Annotated in this window: 14 protein-coding genes and 4 pseudogenes; 8 read left to right on the top strand and 10 right to left on the bottom strand. The window is 67.4% G+C overall.

Annotation, left to right across the window (positions count from 1 at the left end; genetic code table 11):
- Nucleotides 1-275: 275 nt before the first annotated feature.
- The 4 genes and pseudogenes from ACX25U_RS02730 to ACX25U_RS02745 form a co-directional block, all read right to left on the bottom strand.
- A complete protein-coding gene (locus tag ACX25U_RS02730) occupies nt 276-641 on the bottom strand; it encodes a nitrile hydratase accessory protein (RefSeq protein ID WP_454388723.1) in 366 nt (121 codons plus the stop codon).
- Nucleotides 638-1,237: a nitrile hydratase subunit alpha gene (gene nthA, locus ACX25U_RS02735; protein WP_454388725.1), complete on the bottom strand. Its 600-nt coding sequence runs from the start codon at nt 1,235-1,237 to the stop codon at nt 638-640. Before nthA ends, ACX25U_RS02730 begins: the two co-directional genes overlap by 4 nt.
- Nucleotides 1,234-1,905: a nitrile hydratase subunit beta gene (nthB, locus tag ACX25U_RS02740; RefSeq protein WP_454388727.1), complete on the bottom strand. Its 672-nt coding sequence runs from the start codon at nt 1,903-1,905 to the stop codon at nt 1,234-1,236. Before nthB ends, nthA begins: the two co-directional genes overlap by 4 nt.
- Nucleotides 1,906-1,970: 65 nt before the next feature.
- Nucleotides 1,971-2,239, bottom strand: a pseudogene (locus ACX25U_RS02745) (IS701 family transposase); the annotation flags it as partial.
- Here ACX25U_RS02745 and ACX25U_RS02750 point away from each other — a divergent pair.
- From ACX25U_RS02750 to ACX25U_RS02760, 3 genes and pseudogenes are all read left to right on the top strand, one after another.
- Nucleotides 2,194-2,655: pseudogene (locus tag ACX25U_RS02750) on the top strand (transposase); the annotation flags it as partial. The pseudogenes ACX25U_RS02745 and ACX25U_RS02750 sit on opposite strands and share 46 nt — an antisense overlap.
- Before the next feature lie 53 nt (nt 2,656-2,708).
- Nucleotides 2,709-3,257 carry an IS5 family transposase gene (locus ACX25U_RS02755; protein ID WP_454388729.1) on the top strand — a complete coding sequence of 183 codons (549 nt, stop codon included), beginning with the start codon at nt 2,709-2,711 and terminating at the stop codon, nt 3,255-3,257.
- Nucleotides 3,258-3,611: 354 nt separating this feature from the next.
- Nucleotides 3,612-4,253: a TMEM175 family protein gene (locus ACX25U_RS02760; RefSeq protein ID WP_454388731.1), complete on the top strand. Its 642-nt coding sequence runs from the start codon at nt 3,612-3,614 to the stop codon at nt 4,251-4,253.
- 336 nt (nt 4,254-4,589) lie between these two features.
- Here ACX25U_RS02760 and ACX25U_RS02765 read toward each other — a convergent pair whose 3' ends face one another.
- Entirely contained in the window at nt 4,590-5,912 is a 1,323-nt protein-coding gene (locus ACX25U_RS02765) for an IS110 family RNA-guided transposase (protein WP_454388733.1), read from the bottom strand.
- 252 nt (nt 5,913-6,164) lie between these two features.
- On the opposite strand from ACX25U_RS02765, the gene ACX25U_RS02770 reads away from it, so the two are divergent.
- A complete protein-coding gene (locus ACX25U_RS02770) occupies nt 6,165-7,553 on the top strand; it encodes an IS1380 family transposase (protein ID WP_454388735.1) in 1,389 nt (462 codons plus the stop codon).
- Between the two features lie 148 nt (nt 7,554-7,701).
- Nucleotides 7,702-7,833, top strand: a pseudogene (locus ACX25U_RS02775) (IS5/IS1182 family transposase); the annotation flags it as partial.
- A 175-nt stretch (nt 7,834-8,008) separates the two neighbouring features.
- On the opposite strand, the gene ACX25U_RS02780 reads toward ACX25U_RS02775, so the two are convergent.
- Nucleotides 8,009-9,253 carry an RNA-guided endonuclease InsQ/TnpB family protein gene (locus ACX25U_RS02780; protein WP_454388395.1) on the bottom strand — a complete coding sequence of 415 codons (1,245 nt, stop codon included), beginning with the start codon at nt 9,251-9,253 and terminating at the stop codon, nt 8,009-8,011.
- Nucleotides 9,254-9,280: 27 nt separating this feature from the next.
- Here ACX25U_RS02780 and tnpA point away from each other — a divergent pair, with 27 nt between their 5' ends.
- Nucleotides 9,281-9,742 carry an IS200/IS605 family transposase gene (tnpA, locus tag ACX25U_RS02785; RefSeq protein ID WP_454386451.1) on the top strand — a complete coding sequence of 154 codons (462 nt, stop codon included), beginning with the start codon at nt 9,281-9,283 and terminating at the stop codon, nt 9,740-9,742.
- A 324-nt stretch (nt 9,743-10,066) separates the two neighbouring features.
- Here the strand turns inward: tnpA and ACX25U_RS02790 are convergent, their stop codons facing one another.
- The gene (locus ACX25U_RS02790; protein ID WP_454388737.1) at nt 10,067-10,912 is read right to left on the bottom strand and encodes an alpha/beta fold hydrolase; all 846 of its coding nucleotides are present in this window, start codon (nt 10,910-10,912) and stop codon (nt 10,067-10,069) included.
- Nucleotides 10,913-11,319: 407 nt separating this feature from the next.
- On the opposite strand from ACX25U_RS02790, the gene ACX25U_RS02795 reads away from it, so the two are divergent.
- Nucleotides 11,320-11,451 (top strand): hypothetical protein, encoded by a 132-nt coding sequence (locus ACX25U_RS02795; RefSeq protein WP_454388738.1) that lies wholly within the window; start codon nt 11,320-11,322, stop codon nt 11,449-11,451.
- A gap of 40 nt (nt 11,452-11,491) precedes the next feature.
- Here ACX25U_RS02795 and ACX25U_RS02800 read toward each other — a convergent pair.
- Both ACX25U_RS02800 and ACX25U_RS02805 read right to left on the bottom strand, forming a co-directional pair.
- Nucleotides 11,492-11,914: pseudogene (locus ACX25U_RS02800) on the bottom strand (transposase family protein); the annotation flags it as partial.
- Between the two features lie 353 nt (nt 11,915-12,267).
- Entirely contained in the window at nt 12,268-12,639 is a 372-nt protein-coding gene (locus ACX25U_RS02805) for a DUF302 domain-containing protein (protein WP_454388739.1), read from the bottom strand.
- Nucleotides 12,640-13,224: 585 nt separating this feature from the next.
- Between ACX25U_RS02805 and ACX25U_RS02810 the strand changes: the two genes are divergently transcribed.
- A complete protein-coding gene (locus tag ACX25U_RS02810) occupies nt 13,225-13,920 on the top strand; it encodes a type 1 glutamine amidotransferase domain-containing protein (protein ID WP_454388741.1) in 696 nt (231 codons plus the stop codon).
- Between the two features lie 180 nt (nt 13,921-14,100).
- On the opposite strand, the gene ACX25U_RS02815 is transcribed toward ACX25U_RS02810, so the two are convergent.
- Nucleotides 14,101-14,517: an ester cyclase gene (locus ACX25U_RS02815; protein ID WP_454388742.1), complete on the bottom strand. Its 417-nt coding sequence runs from the start codon at nt 14,515-14,517 to the stop codon at nt 14,101-14,103.
- Nucleotides 14,518-14,708 lie beyond the last annotated feature (191 nt).

The following is a 14,708-nucleotide window of genomic DNA, read 5'->3' on the forward strand; positions in this document are numbered from 1 at the left end:
CCGTGACGGCAGATGAGGCCGTCGCTGTGGCAGCGCTCGATGAGGTTGCGGCGTCGGTAGGCCGTCCGGTCGAGTTGGCACCGGCTTTCACCGCGCTGGATGCAGCCGACTGACTGGTACGTGATCGGCTTGATGGCCTCAGAGTTTTTGTGCCCCGGCGGTACTGAGCCCCGGGCAGTGGGGTGGCTGCCCGGGGCTGGGGAGTACCTGCGTTCACTCGCCCGGGAAACTCGAAAGGAGGGCGCCGACACGGTCCGCCGGGAGGACGCTGCGGGTCAGTGTGGGTGGTCGTGGTCGTCTGGGTGGTCACGGTGGTCGTGGCCTCGGGGGCGCTGTGCCAGAGCTTGGGTGCGTGTGGTGACCTCGTCCGTGGACACGGCAGACAGGCCGGCGAGTACGTCTTCCAGAGCCGCCAGCCAGAGCCGGTAGTAGTTGTAGGGCTCGCCCTGGGCCGCTCCGGCTTCCCAGGCGGCGATCCGGGCGATCAGTGCGGCCTGGAATTGCGGCCAGGTGAACGTGCCTGCCCCGTACAGGCTGACGGCCATGCCGAAGGCGCGGCTCTCCCATGGCTCGGCGAACACCAACTCGCCGTTGGAGCGGGGCGGTGCGGCCGGGCCCTCGATGTCCAGCGGCGCGGTCATGGTGCCACCACCTTGGCCACGCCGACCATCGCGTCCCGGGTCACCAGCGGCACGAGCTCTTCCTCGGTCAGGCGCTCAGTGCCGGCCGGACGCTCGGGCAGCACCAGCCAGCGGACCTCGCTGGTGGAGTCGTGGACGGTGATCTGCACGTCGTCGGCGAGGTCGAGTCCCATTTCGGACAGCACCGTGCGGGGCTCCTTGACTATCCGCGAGCGGTAGGCGGGGTCTTTGTACCAGCTCGGCGGCAGGCCGAGCACCGGCCACGGATAGCAGGAGCACAGCGTGCACACCACCACGTGGTGGGTGGTCGCGGTGTTCTCGACGACCACGATGTGCTCGCCTTGCGCCCCCGAGAAGCCCAACTCCTTGATGGCGGCGGTGCCGTCGCCGAGGAGCCGCTGCCGGTAGCCCGGGTCGGTCCATGCCTTGGCGACGACCTTGGCGCCGTTGAGCGGGCCCACGTTGGTCTCGTAGTCGGTGATGATCCGGTCCATCGCCTTCGGGTCGATCAGGCCCCGCTCGGTGAGCAGTTGCTCGAGCGCCTCGGTGCGCAGGGCCACGGGAAGGGCCTCGTCCGGCCTGCCGGTGGTGGTCACGAGATTGTCTCCAGGTAGCTCTCGTACAGCTCTGCGGTGAGCGCGAAGGGTTCGGCGTCGGCGCCCCACAATTCGCGGGAGTCGAACCGCACCGAGTAGACGTGCTGCGGGTTCTCGCCCTGGAAGTGGGCGTTGGTGTCCGGCAGCACGGCGGCGGGCTGGATGCGCGCGACAACTCCGGTATGTCCGCGCACATAGCCCGGCAGCCGGGTGTGCCCGGGTACCGACATGGCCTTGGCGCGGACATGCTCGCCGACGGTGAAGGCCGGCGCGGTGTCCACGGTGCGCAGCGAGCCCTCGGCAGTCCGTACGTAGTCGGGCCGGGCAGGCTCCGGAATCGGTGGTTCCTCAACGTCTTCGCCACGCAGGTTGCGGGCACGGGCGTCGATCGCGGACGGCGCCAGGATGGAGCTTTCGGTGAGCATCAGCGCCGCGCCGTTGAGCCAGCGACCGAAATAGCCGTCGCCCAGGTAGGCGGCGCGGTCCAGGCGCTCCAGTGCGTGCCGGAAGGCGTCCGGGTTGACGCCGCCGAACGCAACGCGGCTGGAGAGAATTGCCAGCGCGAATGCCCGGCCCTGCCAGGGCTCCTCGAAGACCGGTTCGTCCTTTCTCGGCGGATGCATGGGACCCCAGCCCGGGGCGCCCCCCATATCGGCAATACCGTCCACGACATAAACTCTCATATGAGCGCAATAGTGGTCATACCTACTCGAATTTTAAGCAAGCGGTGTCCCATCAGCATCTGCTGGCTGCCAGTCCGGGGTTCGGCCGGATCCATGACGGCCCAGTCGTAGAAGCGGTGCCCCTTGGCACCGACCCCTGCCGGCAGCTCCGGGCTCACTTCGGCACTGGCGCCGCCAAGGAGTCCGCGCGGGACTTCCCGACGTCGGTGGTGACTTCGTGGGAGCAGGCGATGGCGAGCACGTAGCCGGTACCGCGCTCTTCCAGTGCGGTCCATCGTCGACCACCTTGGGCCACTGCCGGCCCTGCAACAACGCCGGCGGTACCGCAAGGACACGGTGCTCATCGTGGACGGCACGCTGGTACCCACCCGCGACCGGACCGTGGCCGCCTCCAGCAAGAACTACTGCTACAGCACCCATCATCAGGTCGTCATCGTCGCCGACACCCGGCTGGTCGTCGCCATCGGCAAGCCGATGCCCGGCAACCGCAATGACTGCCGGGCCGGGGAGGAGTCCGGTACGAAGACTGCCGTCGGCGCAACCCCCACGGTGATCGCCGACGGTGGCTACCGGGGCACCGGCCTGACCATCCCGCACTACCGCCGACACAAGGACGAGGACCTGCCGGCCTGGAAGGCGGACCACAACGCCTCGCACCGTCGTGTCCGCGCCCGCATCGAGCACACCTTCGCCCGCACGAAGAGCTGGAAGATCCTGCGCGACTGCCGCCTGAGAGCGTGTCTGAGATCTGCCGTATCCCGCTGTACGGGTGACTCGTTGCACACTGTGTGACTGCCGGCAGGGGAGGTTACCCGTCCGATCTGACCGATGAGCAGTGGGCGTTGATCGAGCCGCAGCTACCTCCGCCGAGGACAGGCCGCAAGGGTGGGCGGCGGGAGAAACACCCGCGCCGTCGCGTCGTGGACGCGATCTTGTACCTGGCCCGGACGGGTTGCCAGTGGCGGTACCTGCCCAAGGACTTCCCGCCATGGCCAACGGTGTACTGGTATTTCACCTGGTGGCATGACGACGGCACCGTGGAGAAGGTCCACGACGCACTGAGGGCGAAGGTCCGGCAGGCCGACGGCCGGACCCCGGAACCGACCGCCGCACTGATCGACTCGCGGTCGGTGCGGTCCACCGACACCGTCTCGAAGACCACCAGCGGGTTCGACGCAGGCAAGCAGACCAGGGGCCGCAAGCGCTTCATCGTCACCGACACCCTCGGCCTGCTTCTCGCCGTGCACGTCATGGCGACCTCCGTCCAGGACCGTGACGGCGCGAAGCGTTCCCCGCTGTGGACCCGCCTGGACCACCCCTCGGTGCAGAAGATCTGAGCCGACCAGGGCTTCGCCGGCCGACTGGTCGGCTGGGCCGCGGAGATCCTCCACCGCAACCTCGACATCGTCCGCAAACCCCAAGGCCAGCGCGGCTTCCAGGTGCATCCGAAACGCTGGCGGTGGAACAGACCTTCGCCTGGATCACCACGCGCCGACGCCTCGCCTTGCGACTACGAACGTGACCCGGCCCACGCCGAGACCATGATCCGCTGAGCCATGACCGACCTCATGCTCCGCCGCCTCACCCATGGCAAACCAGCCACCCGCCAAGGCCCACGACCGCTCCGCCGCACTCCCGCACAAGTCCTCAAGCATGCACTGAGCGTCGTCCAACCCGAAGGAGATCGTGCCGTGCCAGCAGACGGAGACTCGCCCCGCGGACGCCGATCCCTCGATACCGACCGGCTGGCGGCATTCAGCGATGGCGTATTCTCCATCTCCGCCACGTTGCTCGTACTGGGTCTCGCGGTTCGTCCCCCAGGTACACCGCTGGAGCAGGTGCTGCACGCCTGGCCCGACTACCTGGCCTATCTCGTCAGCTTCCTGACGGTCGGCAGCGCCTGGCTGGTTCATACCGTAATGACCAGCCGACTTGATCGGTCGGATCTGAATCTTCTGCGCCTCAACCTGCTCATCCTGCTCGTGGTGGCGTTCCTGCCGTTCCCTACCCGGCTCGTCACCGACGCCCTGCACACGGGTAAGGGCGAAGGCGTGGCTGTCACGATCTACGGGCTGGCACTCCTGGCCATCCGCCTCCTGGGAGCCGCTTTGGACGCGTACGCACGGCGTAAGCACCTCTATCCGCCGCAGGCAGAGAGCAGGGAAGCACCGAGCACGCAACGGCGCCTTCTGCCCGTTGTGATCGGGTACGTGGTCGCGATCCTGATCGGGCTTTTCTTGCCAGCAGTAACGGTGGCGATGTATTTCGGTCTCGCGGTGTACCTGATCGTGCCGTTCCGAGGGGTCGCGCACCTGTTGTTCCGACGCTCATAGCCCTCGGTCTCACGCATGGCTCCACGCCCGGCTCTCGCGGCGACTACTGCGGAAACTCGGCGACGTTCGCTGCCGTGTCTCCCGGCAAAAGACCACATTACAGATCTCAAACACTCCCTGAGCCTGGATCCACCGCGTGGTAGTCGGTCTGTGGGCGACGAATGGAGAAGAGGTGCCTGCTGACCTGGGATGATGGGAGTTCCTACGCCCTCATCAGTCCCACGAAGCAAGGCACCTGGCCGGAAAATATCAGCAATAGCAGGCACGCCAAAGTCACCCCCTGCAGATGGTGTCCGTGTGATGGTTCCGGGCTTGGTGCCGAGGTCGGGGTGCGGTTCAGGCGGGTGTGGGCGTCAGGGTGACAGTGTTGCCGAGGCGTTCGAGTTGGCGGACGAGATCGCGGGTGCGGCGGTCGGGGTCGGTGCGGTGCTCGTACCAGTCGGTCCCGAGGTCGACATAGCGGGCATCAGGGTCATTGATGAGTTGCCAGATGATCTCGATGATGTTGCGGGCCAGGGCGACCTGCGCCTTCTTCTTCGGTTTGCGTTTGACCAGGCGCCGGTAGCGGGCTCCGAGGAAGGTGCGACTCTTGCCGGCGGTAACCGCGGCCTGCCCGAGAGCACGTCGCAGCCACGGGTTGCCCTGGCCGGTACCCCCGGCGGTGTTCCTGGCCCCGGACTGAAGGGTGCGCGGGGTCAGCTTGGCCCAGGAGGCCAGATGGCCAGGGGCGGGGAACACACTCATATCGAAGCCGGTCTCGGCGAGAATGTTCTGGGCGCTGACGCGGCCGACGCCGGGGATCTCCATGAGGCGTTCCAGCAACCCCATCCGCGGAGTGCCGCTGGGGCCCGGGCCGGAGCGCGGGGTCGGGTCCAACGCTGCCATAACGGTCTCGATGTGCACGGTCAGGTCGGCGATCTGAGCGGTCAGTCGGTCGATGTCCTCCAGGTACAGGCTGACCAGGTAGCCGTGATGCTCATCGAACCGCCCCCGCAGCGCCTGTTCAAGCTCGTCCTGTTTGGTGGTCATGCGACCACGGGCCAGTTCGGCCAGCACCCGGGGGCTGCGCTCCCCGCCGATCAGCGCCTCAAGCATTGCCCGCCCGGAGACCCCGAAGATGTCGGAGGCCACGGTGGACAACTTGATCTGGGCGTCCTCCAAGACCTTCTCCACACGCTCCTTGAACGCGGTGCGGTCCGCGATGAGCACAGCCCGGGCCCGGGTGAGATCCCGCAGCCGCCGCACCGGCTCGGGCGGCACGAACGAGTGCCGCAGCATGCCGCGTTCGGCGAGCTTGGCCAGCCACACCGCGTCCAGCTTGTCGGTCTTGGGACGCCCAGGGACGTTCTTCACATCACGGGCGTTGACCAGCCAGCACACCAGGCCCCGGTCCTCGAGCAGGTAGTAGAAGGGCCGCCAGTAGTCCGAGGTGGACTCCATGACGACCAGCTCGACGCCCTGACACACCAGGTGGTCAGCCAGCTCCAGGATCGCGGCGGTCGTCGCACCGACCTTGCGGACCTCCTGCCGCTTGCGGACTCCGGTGCCCGGAAGCCGAGTACACAGCATCGCCGAGGCCTTCGCGATGTCCAGTGCGGCGACCCGCGCCACCAGTTCACCACCCGGGTCCAGCTCGGACACCTCGATCTGATCGCCCATCACCTGCCCCCTCCGTGTCCGTCACCCCGTCGGGGTGCTGTCGGCGAGTGCCGCCCGGGGAGTCGTAGGGGGATGCCGAATCTGGCCGGCGTGCTCGAAGCAACATGTCACTGCCCCGCGATACGGCTCCAGCACCAGACTCGTAAACGGGCTCACCAGACCACGGAACCATCGGCGTCCAACGCGAGCGGCACCCAGGCCGATTTTCGCGCCGTCACCACGGCGCGGGCAACGCGTCACCCCAACTCGTAAGTGAAAGTCTCCCACAGACCCGCGGAGCTCTTCGCCGCGTTCGACGACCCGGACCTGATCGCGCATGCCGGGCTGGTCCCGACGATCCGGCTGGCCGAGCGGTGCGGGCTGCCCGCCTTGGTGGCCCAGAAGGTGAGGCTCACCGGTGCGAAGAACGGTGCCGGTACGGCCGCCGGCGCGAAAGCCATGTCGATCGTGGGCGGCATGGTCGCCGGGGCGGACAGCATCGACGACCTGGACGTACTGCGCCACGGCGGGCTGCCGCGCCTGTTCGGCGGGGTGCGGGCGCCGTCCACGCTGGGCAGTTTCCTGCGCGCCTTCACCTGGGGGCATGTGCGTCAACTGGAGTCCGCCGCACGGGCGTTCACCTGCCGCCTGGCCGCGCACACCGGCCTCGTCCCGCAGCGGGACGAGGTGGTGTTCGTGGACATCGACTCCAAGGTCAAGCAGGTCTACGGCCCCAACAAGCAGGGCGCCTCGTTCGGCTACACCAAACAGCGCGGCCTGCACTTCCAGATCGTCACCGTGAAGACCTCCACCTGCGCACCCGTGATCGTGGCCACCAGACTGCGCAAGGGCTCGGCGGGCTCCGGCAAGGGCGCCGCCAGTCTGCTGCGCGAGGCCCTGGCCGCGGTCCGGGCCATGGGCATCACCGCCCAGATCGTCGTCCGCGCGGACTCGGCGTACTTCTCCCACAAGGTCGTTGACGTGTGCCGCAAGGCCGGCCCCGCCTTCTCCCTCGCCGTCGCGGTCAAAAAGACGATCCGCGAGGCCATCGCGGGCATCCCCGAGGACGCCTGGACACCGATCAAGTACGCCAGCGCCGTCTGGGACGCCGAGGAGGAACGCTGGATCTCCGACGCCGAGATCACCGAGATCGAGTTCACCGCGTTCACCAGCAAGAAGAAGGCGTTCCACACCACCGCCCGGCTGATCGTGCGCCGCGTGAAACGGCTGAACCCCAAGAGCGTGCCCGCCGGCCAGGCCGAGCTGTTCGGCGTCTGGCGCCATCACGTGATCTTCACCGACAGCCCCTTCGTTCTGGCTCAGGCCGAGCCGATGCACCGCGAACACGCCATCATCGAGCAGGTCTTCGCCGACCTGGAAGACTCCGCGCTCGGGCACCTGCCCTCAGGGAAGTTCACCGCGAACGCCGCCTGGCTGACCCTGGCCGCCACCGCCTACAACCTCACCCGCGCGAGCGGCCACCTCGCCTCCGCCTTCCACGCCAAGGCGAGGACCGGCACCATCCGCCGCCACCTGATCAACATCCCGGCCCGGATCGCCACCGGAGCCCGCCGCGTCACCCTCCATCTGGCCGAACGCTGGCGCTGGGCCGACGACTTCACCGACCTATGGACGGCCACCGGCCAGCGCATGCTGACCTGAACCACACACTCGACCTGACCGCCCACGACCCGGAAGAACCTCGGAGACCCCGCACCGGACGGCCATCCGGCACACCGCGCTGCCCGCACTCCGAAAGATCACCCCGAACCCACCCGGAGCCGAAGATCAGAATTCACGCGGTGGATCCAGGCTGAGAGGCGACGGCGTCCACCACGCCATGCTCGGCATCGCCCGCCTGCACAACCTCACCCTTGCCGGATGCCGAGCAAACGAGCAGGTCGACCAGCATGCCCCAACACAATTACGGGACACCGTCTAAATTTAGTTCAGGCAACGGGCTTATGAGCTGCGCAGTGAGACGTCGTCACTCGTGACCGCGACTGCGGATTCCGCAGGGAATGCGGGGAGCACAGCGGAGGCCAGGCCCGCGGTGACCATCGCGTTGAAAGTCCGCCTGTCGATGACAACCACCTTCTTTTGACGTGCTCCCTGGCCTAAAGTCCAGGGATTCCGGCCCGGGTCGTCTGACCCTTCCGGGGGCTTCCTGCTTCAACGCGCTGTGCGGGCACGTGTGCCCGTCTTACCGGCACTCCACAGGCGTTTAGCGTCTCCACCCGTCCGGCGGCGACGATTCGGCGTCCTTCGAACAGGACGTTGCGGGCTGCGTTGTGGTCGCGGTCGTGCACGGTGCCACACTCGCCACACGTCCACTCCCTGACGTGCAGAGGCTTGGGACCGTCCCTGAAGCCGCAGGCCGAACAGACCTGAGAGGACGGGAAGGTCCGGCCCACCTTGGCGAAGGTGCGGCCGTGCTTGACCGCCTTGTACTGAAGCATGCCGACGAACGCGGACCATCCCGCGTCGTGCACGGACTTGGCGAGCCGGGTGCGGCCGAGGCCGGACACCGCGAGGTCTTCCACGTACACCGCTTGGTTATCGCGGATGATCTGTGTGGAAGCCTTGTGGTGCCAGTCCCGGCGCCGGTTGGCCACCTTGGCGTGCTGGCGTGCGACCTTGATGCGGGCCCTGGCCCGGTTCTTCGATCCCTTGGTTTTGCGGGACAGGTCCCGCTGGAGGCGCTTGAGTTTCTTCTCGGCCCGGCGCAGGAAGCGGGGGCTGTCGATCTTGTGGCCGTCGGACAGGACGGCGAAGGCGGACAGGCCGAGGTCGATACCGGCTTCCGTCTCCGCCTCGGGGAGGATGTCCGGCTCGGTGTCCACGACGAAGCTGAGGAAGTACCGGCCGGCGCTGTCTTTGGTGACGGTCAGGGACGTGGGCGCGGCCGGCAGCCGGCGGGACCACTTGACCTTGAGGTTGCCGACCTTGGCCACATACACCGTGCCGTCGTCCTGGAGGGAGAAGGCGTTGGTGTTGAGGCGGATCGACTGCCGGGTGTCCTTCTTCGATTTGTAGCGGGGAGGGCCGACCTTGCGGCCCTGTCGCTTGCCCTTGATCGAGTCGAAGAAGTTCTTGTAGGCGGTGTCCAGGTCCCGCAGGGACTGCTGCAGGACGACCGCTGACACATCGGCGAGCCAGGCCCGTTCCTCGGTGCGCCTGGCCTGGGTGATGCGCAGCCGGGACAACTCCGCCGACTTCACGTACGGCAGTCCCGCCGCGTGCGCTTCCTTGCGGTCGCGCAGGCAGTCGTTCCACACCACGCGGGCGCATCCGAACGCCTGGGCCAGCGCACGGCGCTGGGAGGCGTCCGGGTAGGTCCGGTAGTTGTAGCGGAGCTGCACACCCAAGACTTTACTACGATTGGTCTCATGGATGGACAGAACGACTACAGGCGTGGCAGACACGTTGTTTCGGCGATGCATGTGCACTTGGTCTTCGTGACGAAGTACCGGCGCGGGGTGTTCAACGACGAGATGCTGACACGCTGCGAAGAGATCATGCGGAAGGTGTGCGAGGACTTCGAGGCGGAACTGAAGGAGTTCAACGGCGAACGCGATCACGTCCACCTCCTGGTGCACTACCCGCCCAAGGTCGCCGTCTCGAAGCTGGTCAACAGTCTCAAGGGTGTCTCCGCTCGCCGGATACGGCAGGAGTTCACCGGCCAGATCAATCGCGCCATCATGCACGGGCACCTGTGGTCGCCCTCGTATTTCTCCGCATCGTGCGGCGGAGCACCATTGGCGATCGTCCGCCAGTACATCGAGCAGCAAAAACGCCCGCTCCAAGGTGCACGTCAGAGCAGTCTTGAGATGCATTCATCCCCGGCGTGAACGCCGGGGCTTTCTGCAAGAGTCCCGGTAAAAGTGAGCGAGTGCACCGGATCACGGGCAGCACCGGCCATGAAACACCGAACACGGAAATGCGTGCAGCGGGGACCGCTTGAGTTCCTGCGGAGCCGCCGGCCACGGAACGCCCTGCCTGAGAGCCGGGCGCTCGGCTACTCGACCCGAGAATGCGGTGTGGAAGAGGCCCGCACCGCCACGGCCTGCTGTCGGTTCGACCGGTGCCGCAGGCGGCGGCCGAGGACGAGGATTCCCGCACCGGCGATCGTGAGTGCCACGGCCATGCCGGTGAGCCGCATCATGGCGTGCACGTCAACGGCGGGTCCCGAGGCCGCCGGCGGCCGTGGCGGCCTGGAGCACGAGGTCGGTGACCGCGTCGGGATGGGAGATCATGGCCGCGTGGGAGGAGTCGATCTCCACCGTGTGAGAACCGGCGCGCCTTGCCTCGAAGCGTTCCAGGTCCGGGTTGATGCTCTTGTCCTGCTTCGCGACAAGAGCCCAGGACGGAATGGACCGCCAGGCTGCCACCTTGGCCTTCTCGGAGAACGTGGCCGCCCCGGCAGGCCGTTGGGTGGCTGCCATCAGCTTCGTCGTGCTCTGCGGCAGGTCGGCGGCGAAGACCTCGTGGAACTTGTCCGGCCGGATGTACAGGTCTGTTCCGCTGACACCGACGGCCCGGTAGGGGACTGACACGGTGGCGGATGCAGAGGGGAATCGGGCGGCCAGTGCTGCGGCGCTCTCGCCCTTGTCGGGCATCAGGGCCGACACGTACACCAGGGACTTGACCCGTGGATTGCCGGCGGCCGCCGAGCTGATGACGGAGCCGCCGTACGAGTGACCCACCAGCACGATGGGGCCCTTGATGCTGTCCAGCACCGAGGCGATGTAGGTGGAGTCGTTGAACAGACTCCGCAGCGGGTTGGCGGGGGCCACGACCGTGTAGCCGCGGCGTTCGAGTCGCGCGATGACACCGTTCCAACTGGAGGCGTCCGCGAACGCCCCGTGCACCAGGACCACGGTGGGTTTGCCACCGCTCGTGTCGCCGTCGGCAGTGGCCGGGACTGCCGCGGACGCGCACAGAGCCACCGCGCACCCAGCGACCATGAAGGGTGTCCGACTTGTGCGACGTATGAAGCCGAGCACCACAGATGCCGTCATGCTGGCCTTCCCTTCCATGAGACCCCCACGTCCCGAGCATTGCTCCACCCGCGCTGTGAGGCCCGGCGGCAGGGGCCGACAGGGTGAGAAGGGCGGAGCATCCGGGTGGAAGAACGCGCCACAGGTTTCCGGGAAGTCTCCGAGTCGAGATCCTGCTGCACTTCTACGGGCTCGCGTGTCAACGGCAATCTTGTTCTGTCACAGCCCCCGTCAGGGCTCGGCAGCCGAGCGGGACCCGGCGGGCTCGGCATGTCCGTCACGCCTGGAGGCCACGGGGCAGGAGCGTGCTCAGCTCACCACTGCACGACCTGCGGTCGCTCCGACCGTTCCAAGACCGCAGTCGAGCCCACGCCGCTGACCGACGGCTCCCCCGGCAGCCACAGCTTGCGAAGACGCACAGTTACCTCGTGCTCGGCTATCTGAGCGTTGACTTCTCATTCACCGACCGCCCAACGTTGGGTGTCAAACTCGGCGTATTGGTGAAACGCACAGAGGATGGCTGGTACATCAGCCACTACCAGGTCTCCCACCTCGACTGAAAAGAGTGTTCTGTCCCGGCAGGAGTGTTTGGTTCGAGGGTCAGGTGCCGCGCCAGTTCGGAGTGGATTCGCGGGTGAGCCTGCGGCTTATGAGGTCGGTCATCGCGACGTGGGTTATGGCTTCGCAGCGGTGGAGGTGGGTTTCGTAGCCGCGGGCGAGGCGGTGGTGGTGGTGGTGGTGGTGAGCCGTCCGAAAGTCCGCTCGATGTCCCAGAGCCGCGGGATCACTTTGAACCCCTTGACGTCGGGGTCGCGTTGGGCCACTTCGACGTCGATACCGAGGCGGGCGCCGTGGTCGATGACTTTGGTGTGGTAGCCACCGTTGTCGGCCCACGCCTTGGTCACGCGAGGGGGCGGTGGCGACCTGTGAGAGCAGTTGGATGCCGCCGGTGTTGTCGGAGACGCCGGCCGCACTCACTCAGACGGCCGGCAGGAGGCCGAGGGTGTCGACTTCGATGAGCCGGATCTGGTCGCCGATGCAGGGCTGCTGCCGCTGGTCCGTCTCGCCGAGCGTGCCGAACTGGCCGAACTGGCCGACCTGGCCGCCTCGGCCCGGATCGAGGGCGCGGACAACAGCGACGGCGGCCACCCCGGTGGCCAAGGTGATGTCGCTGCTGGGAGCGATATGCGCAGGAGCGGACAGCATCGATGATCCTCCCGGCCAGCGCGTACGCCTGCTCGACCTGCTGATGAACGGGCTTCGATGCACTCCTGGGGAGGGACGACCACGCGTGTGGGCCTGGTAACAGGCACCAGGCTGCCGGCGGTCGGGATTCCGCCCAGCGGGAGGGCGCACCGCGGGTTGAGCGCCTCCTGTCAGCCCTCGAGTGCGGCCCGCACCAGATCGCCGACACCTGTCAGAGGCGTCATCAGCTCCGCCGGGACCTGGTAGCGGCGCCCCAGCTCGGCTGCGTCCTGGTAGGCGACTCGTACCTGGCCGTGGCCGTCGTCCCACACCAGGACCTTGAGTGGGAGCTCGAGTGCCAGGAGCGGTCGTGCCACCATCGCCGGCGTCCCGCCCCGCGGATTGCCGAAGATCAGCACTTGGGTGTCGTTCATCGTCAGCCCGACGCTGTGGGCCCCTTCGCCGTGATCCACCACCGCGAACAAGGTCATCCCGCCGGCCTCGACGACCCGCTTGAGCCGCTCTACGGTCTCAGCCGCCGAGAACGGACTGACAACGCTCAAGATCCCCGGTGCACAGGCTCCGGAGGAGCCCGCTTCATGCTTCGTCACCGCAGTCCTCCTCGCACCCGGCTCTGCCTCCCGGCCTCGCTGCCCGCCCACCCCACCTGTAGCATCCCGGCGTGCCGACAGGACGAGGGGACACGCGCGTCGCTGTGCCGGCCCCGGACATGTTCACCCTCGCCGACGCTCCTCTCCAGCGGCCGTCGGCGGACCGCAGAGCACTTTTGCGGGGCTCCCCGGCGCGGCCGATACCGGCCCAAGGAGCGGCAGCTCCCAGGGCACTTCGCGCCTCGTGCTGCCGGTCGGGGGCACGGGCCGATTTTCTTGTAGCCGGCGGCGGAAGGGGCGGCACCGCGGCCCGGTGACGGTGCGGACCCCGCCGGGGCCGCCGGCCGGGATCTCCACCATCGCGCCGACGACGCCGCCCGGGGGGCGTTCGATGATCTCCTGCAGCACCCAGGCCTGGTCGTGTGGCGGCCGTTGCGGGCAGCCGTCCGCGTGCGCCCGCTCGAATACCGGCATAGGTTGGCGATGGATACAAGTAACTCCCAGTCGCGTCGGGCGGAGATGGAGAGGTGCTCCTCGATGGCGAAGCTGCTGTTCGTGATGACCGGAGCCACGTACTGGACGCTCAAGGACGGCACCCGACATGCGACCGGTTACTGGGCCGAGGAGTTCGCGGCCCCGTACAAGGCGCTCACGGAAGCCGGCCACCAGATCGTGGTGGCCACCCCCAATGGCGTGGTCCCGAACGTGGACATGATGAGCCTGCGCCCCGAGATGGCAGGCAGTGCCGAGACCGCCCTCGACCTCGAGCGCATCATCCGCTCCGCGGAGGAGATGCGGCGGCCGATCCAGCTGTCGGACGCCCGCTTGGAAGATTACGACGCCGTCTACTTCCCCGGCGGCCATGGTCCGATGGAGGACCTGTGCGTCAACGCCGACGCGGGCCGACTGCTGACCGCAGCGCTCGCCTCGGGCAAACCACTCGCCGTCGTGTGCCACGCCCCGGCCGCGATGCTGGCCACCAGGGTGCGCGGTGTCTCGCCCTTCGCCGGCTACCGGGTCACGGCCTTCACCAACGACGAGGAAGAGGCCGTCGGGCTGGCCTCCAGGGCTCGGTGGCTGCTGGAGGACGAACTGAAGGACCTGGGCGTCGACTTCACCCGCGGCGAGATCTGGAAACCGTACACGGTGGTGGACCGCAACCTGTACACGGGACAGAACCCCGCTTCGGCAGGGGTCCTCGCGGAGCGCCTGCTGAAGGAGGCATTGACGTAGGCGGCAGACGCCCGGCGGAGGCCTCAAGGTGTTCGTGTGTCCGCGGAACTGGCGCGGAGCCAAGGTACCTCGAGTAGAAGATCGAAAATCTTCGTCGGTTCGCCGAGCGGGTGCGCGAAAGAGGCCGACCGCCTGCGGGTTGGTAGTTCTCAATGTCGCCGGGAGCACCCGCTCGCGGGGTCACAACTCGGCGAGGCCGAGTTGACGCAGCATGCCGAGTTCGTCGCTGCTTCCCCAGCGCTCGACGAGCTTGCCGTCGCTGTCGAAGCGGCTGATCTGCATGCCTCGGTAGCTCACCTTCTTACCGGTCGCCGGTTGCCCCATCAGTGGTCCCCGATGCGTCCCGGTGATGGTGTAGGCGAAGGCCAACTCGTCGTCGGTAGCCACCAGATGCTCCACCTCGACGTGCAAGTCGGGAAAGGCTGCTCGCAACTCGTCGAACATGGCCTTGTACCCTTCGGGTCCCGGCACCTGTCCTGGGGCGGGGTCATGGTCGATCGAGTCGGGTGCGACGATCTCGTCGAGGGCGTCGAGGTTGCCGGTGACGACGGCCTCTCCGAAAGCAGTCTGTGCGGCGATGTTCGTCTGCTGAGACATGGGCACTCCTCGGGCGCGTGCCGACCACCGGCCTGTCCGTCGGCTGCGAAGTCCACGCACCTACGCCGTATTCGGACCGTACCCCAGCCGTACGCCCCCAGCATGTCTACGCGGCAGGCCTCCAAAGCAGTTGCTCTCCTGCAGAGGCCATGGTCCGCATACATGGGAAAGAAGCGCAGGATCCGCAAGAA

It is taken from the genome of Streptomyces sp. JNUCC 63, assembly GCF_054366325.1.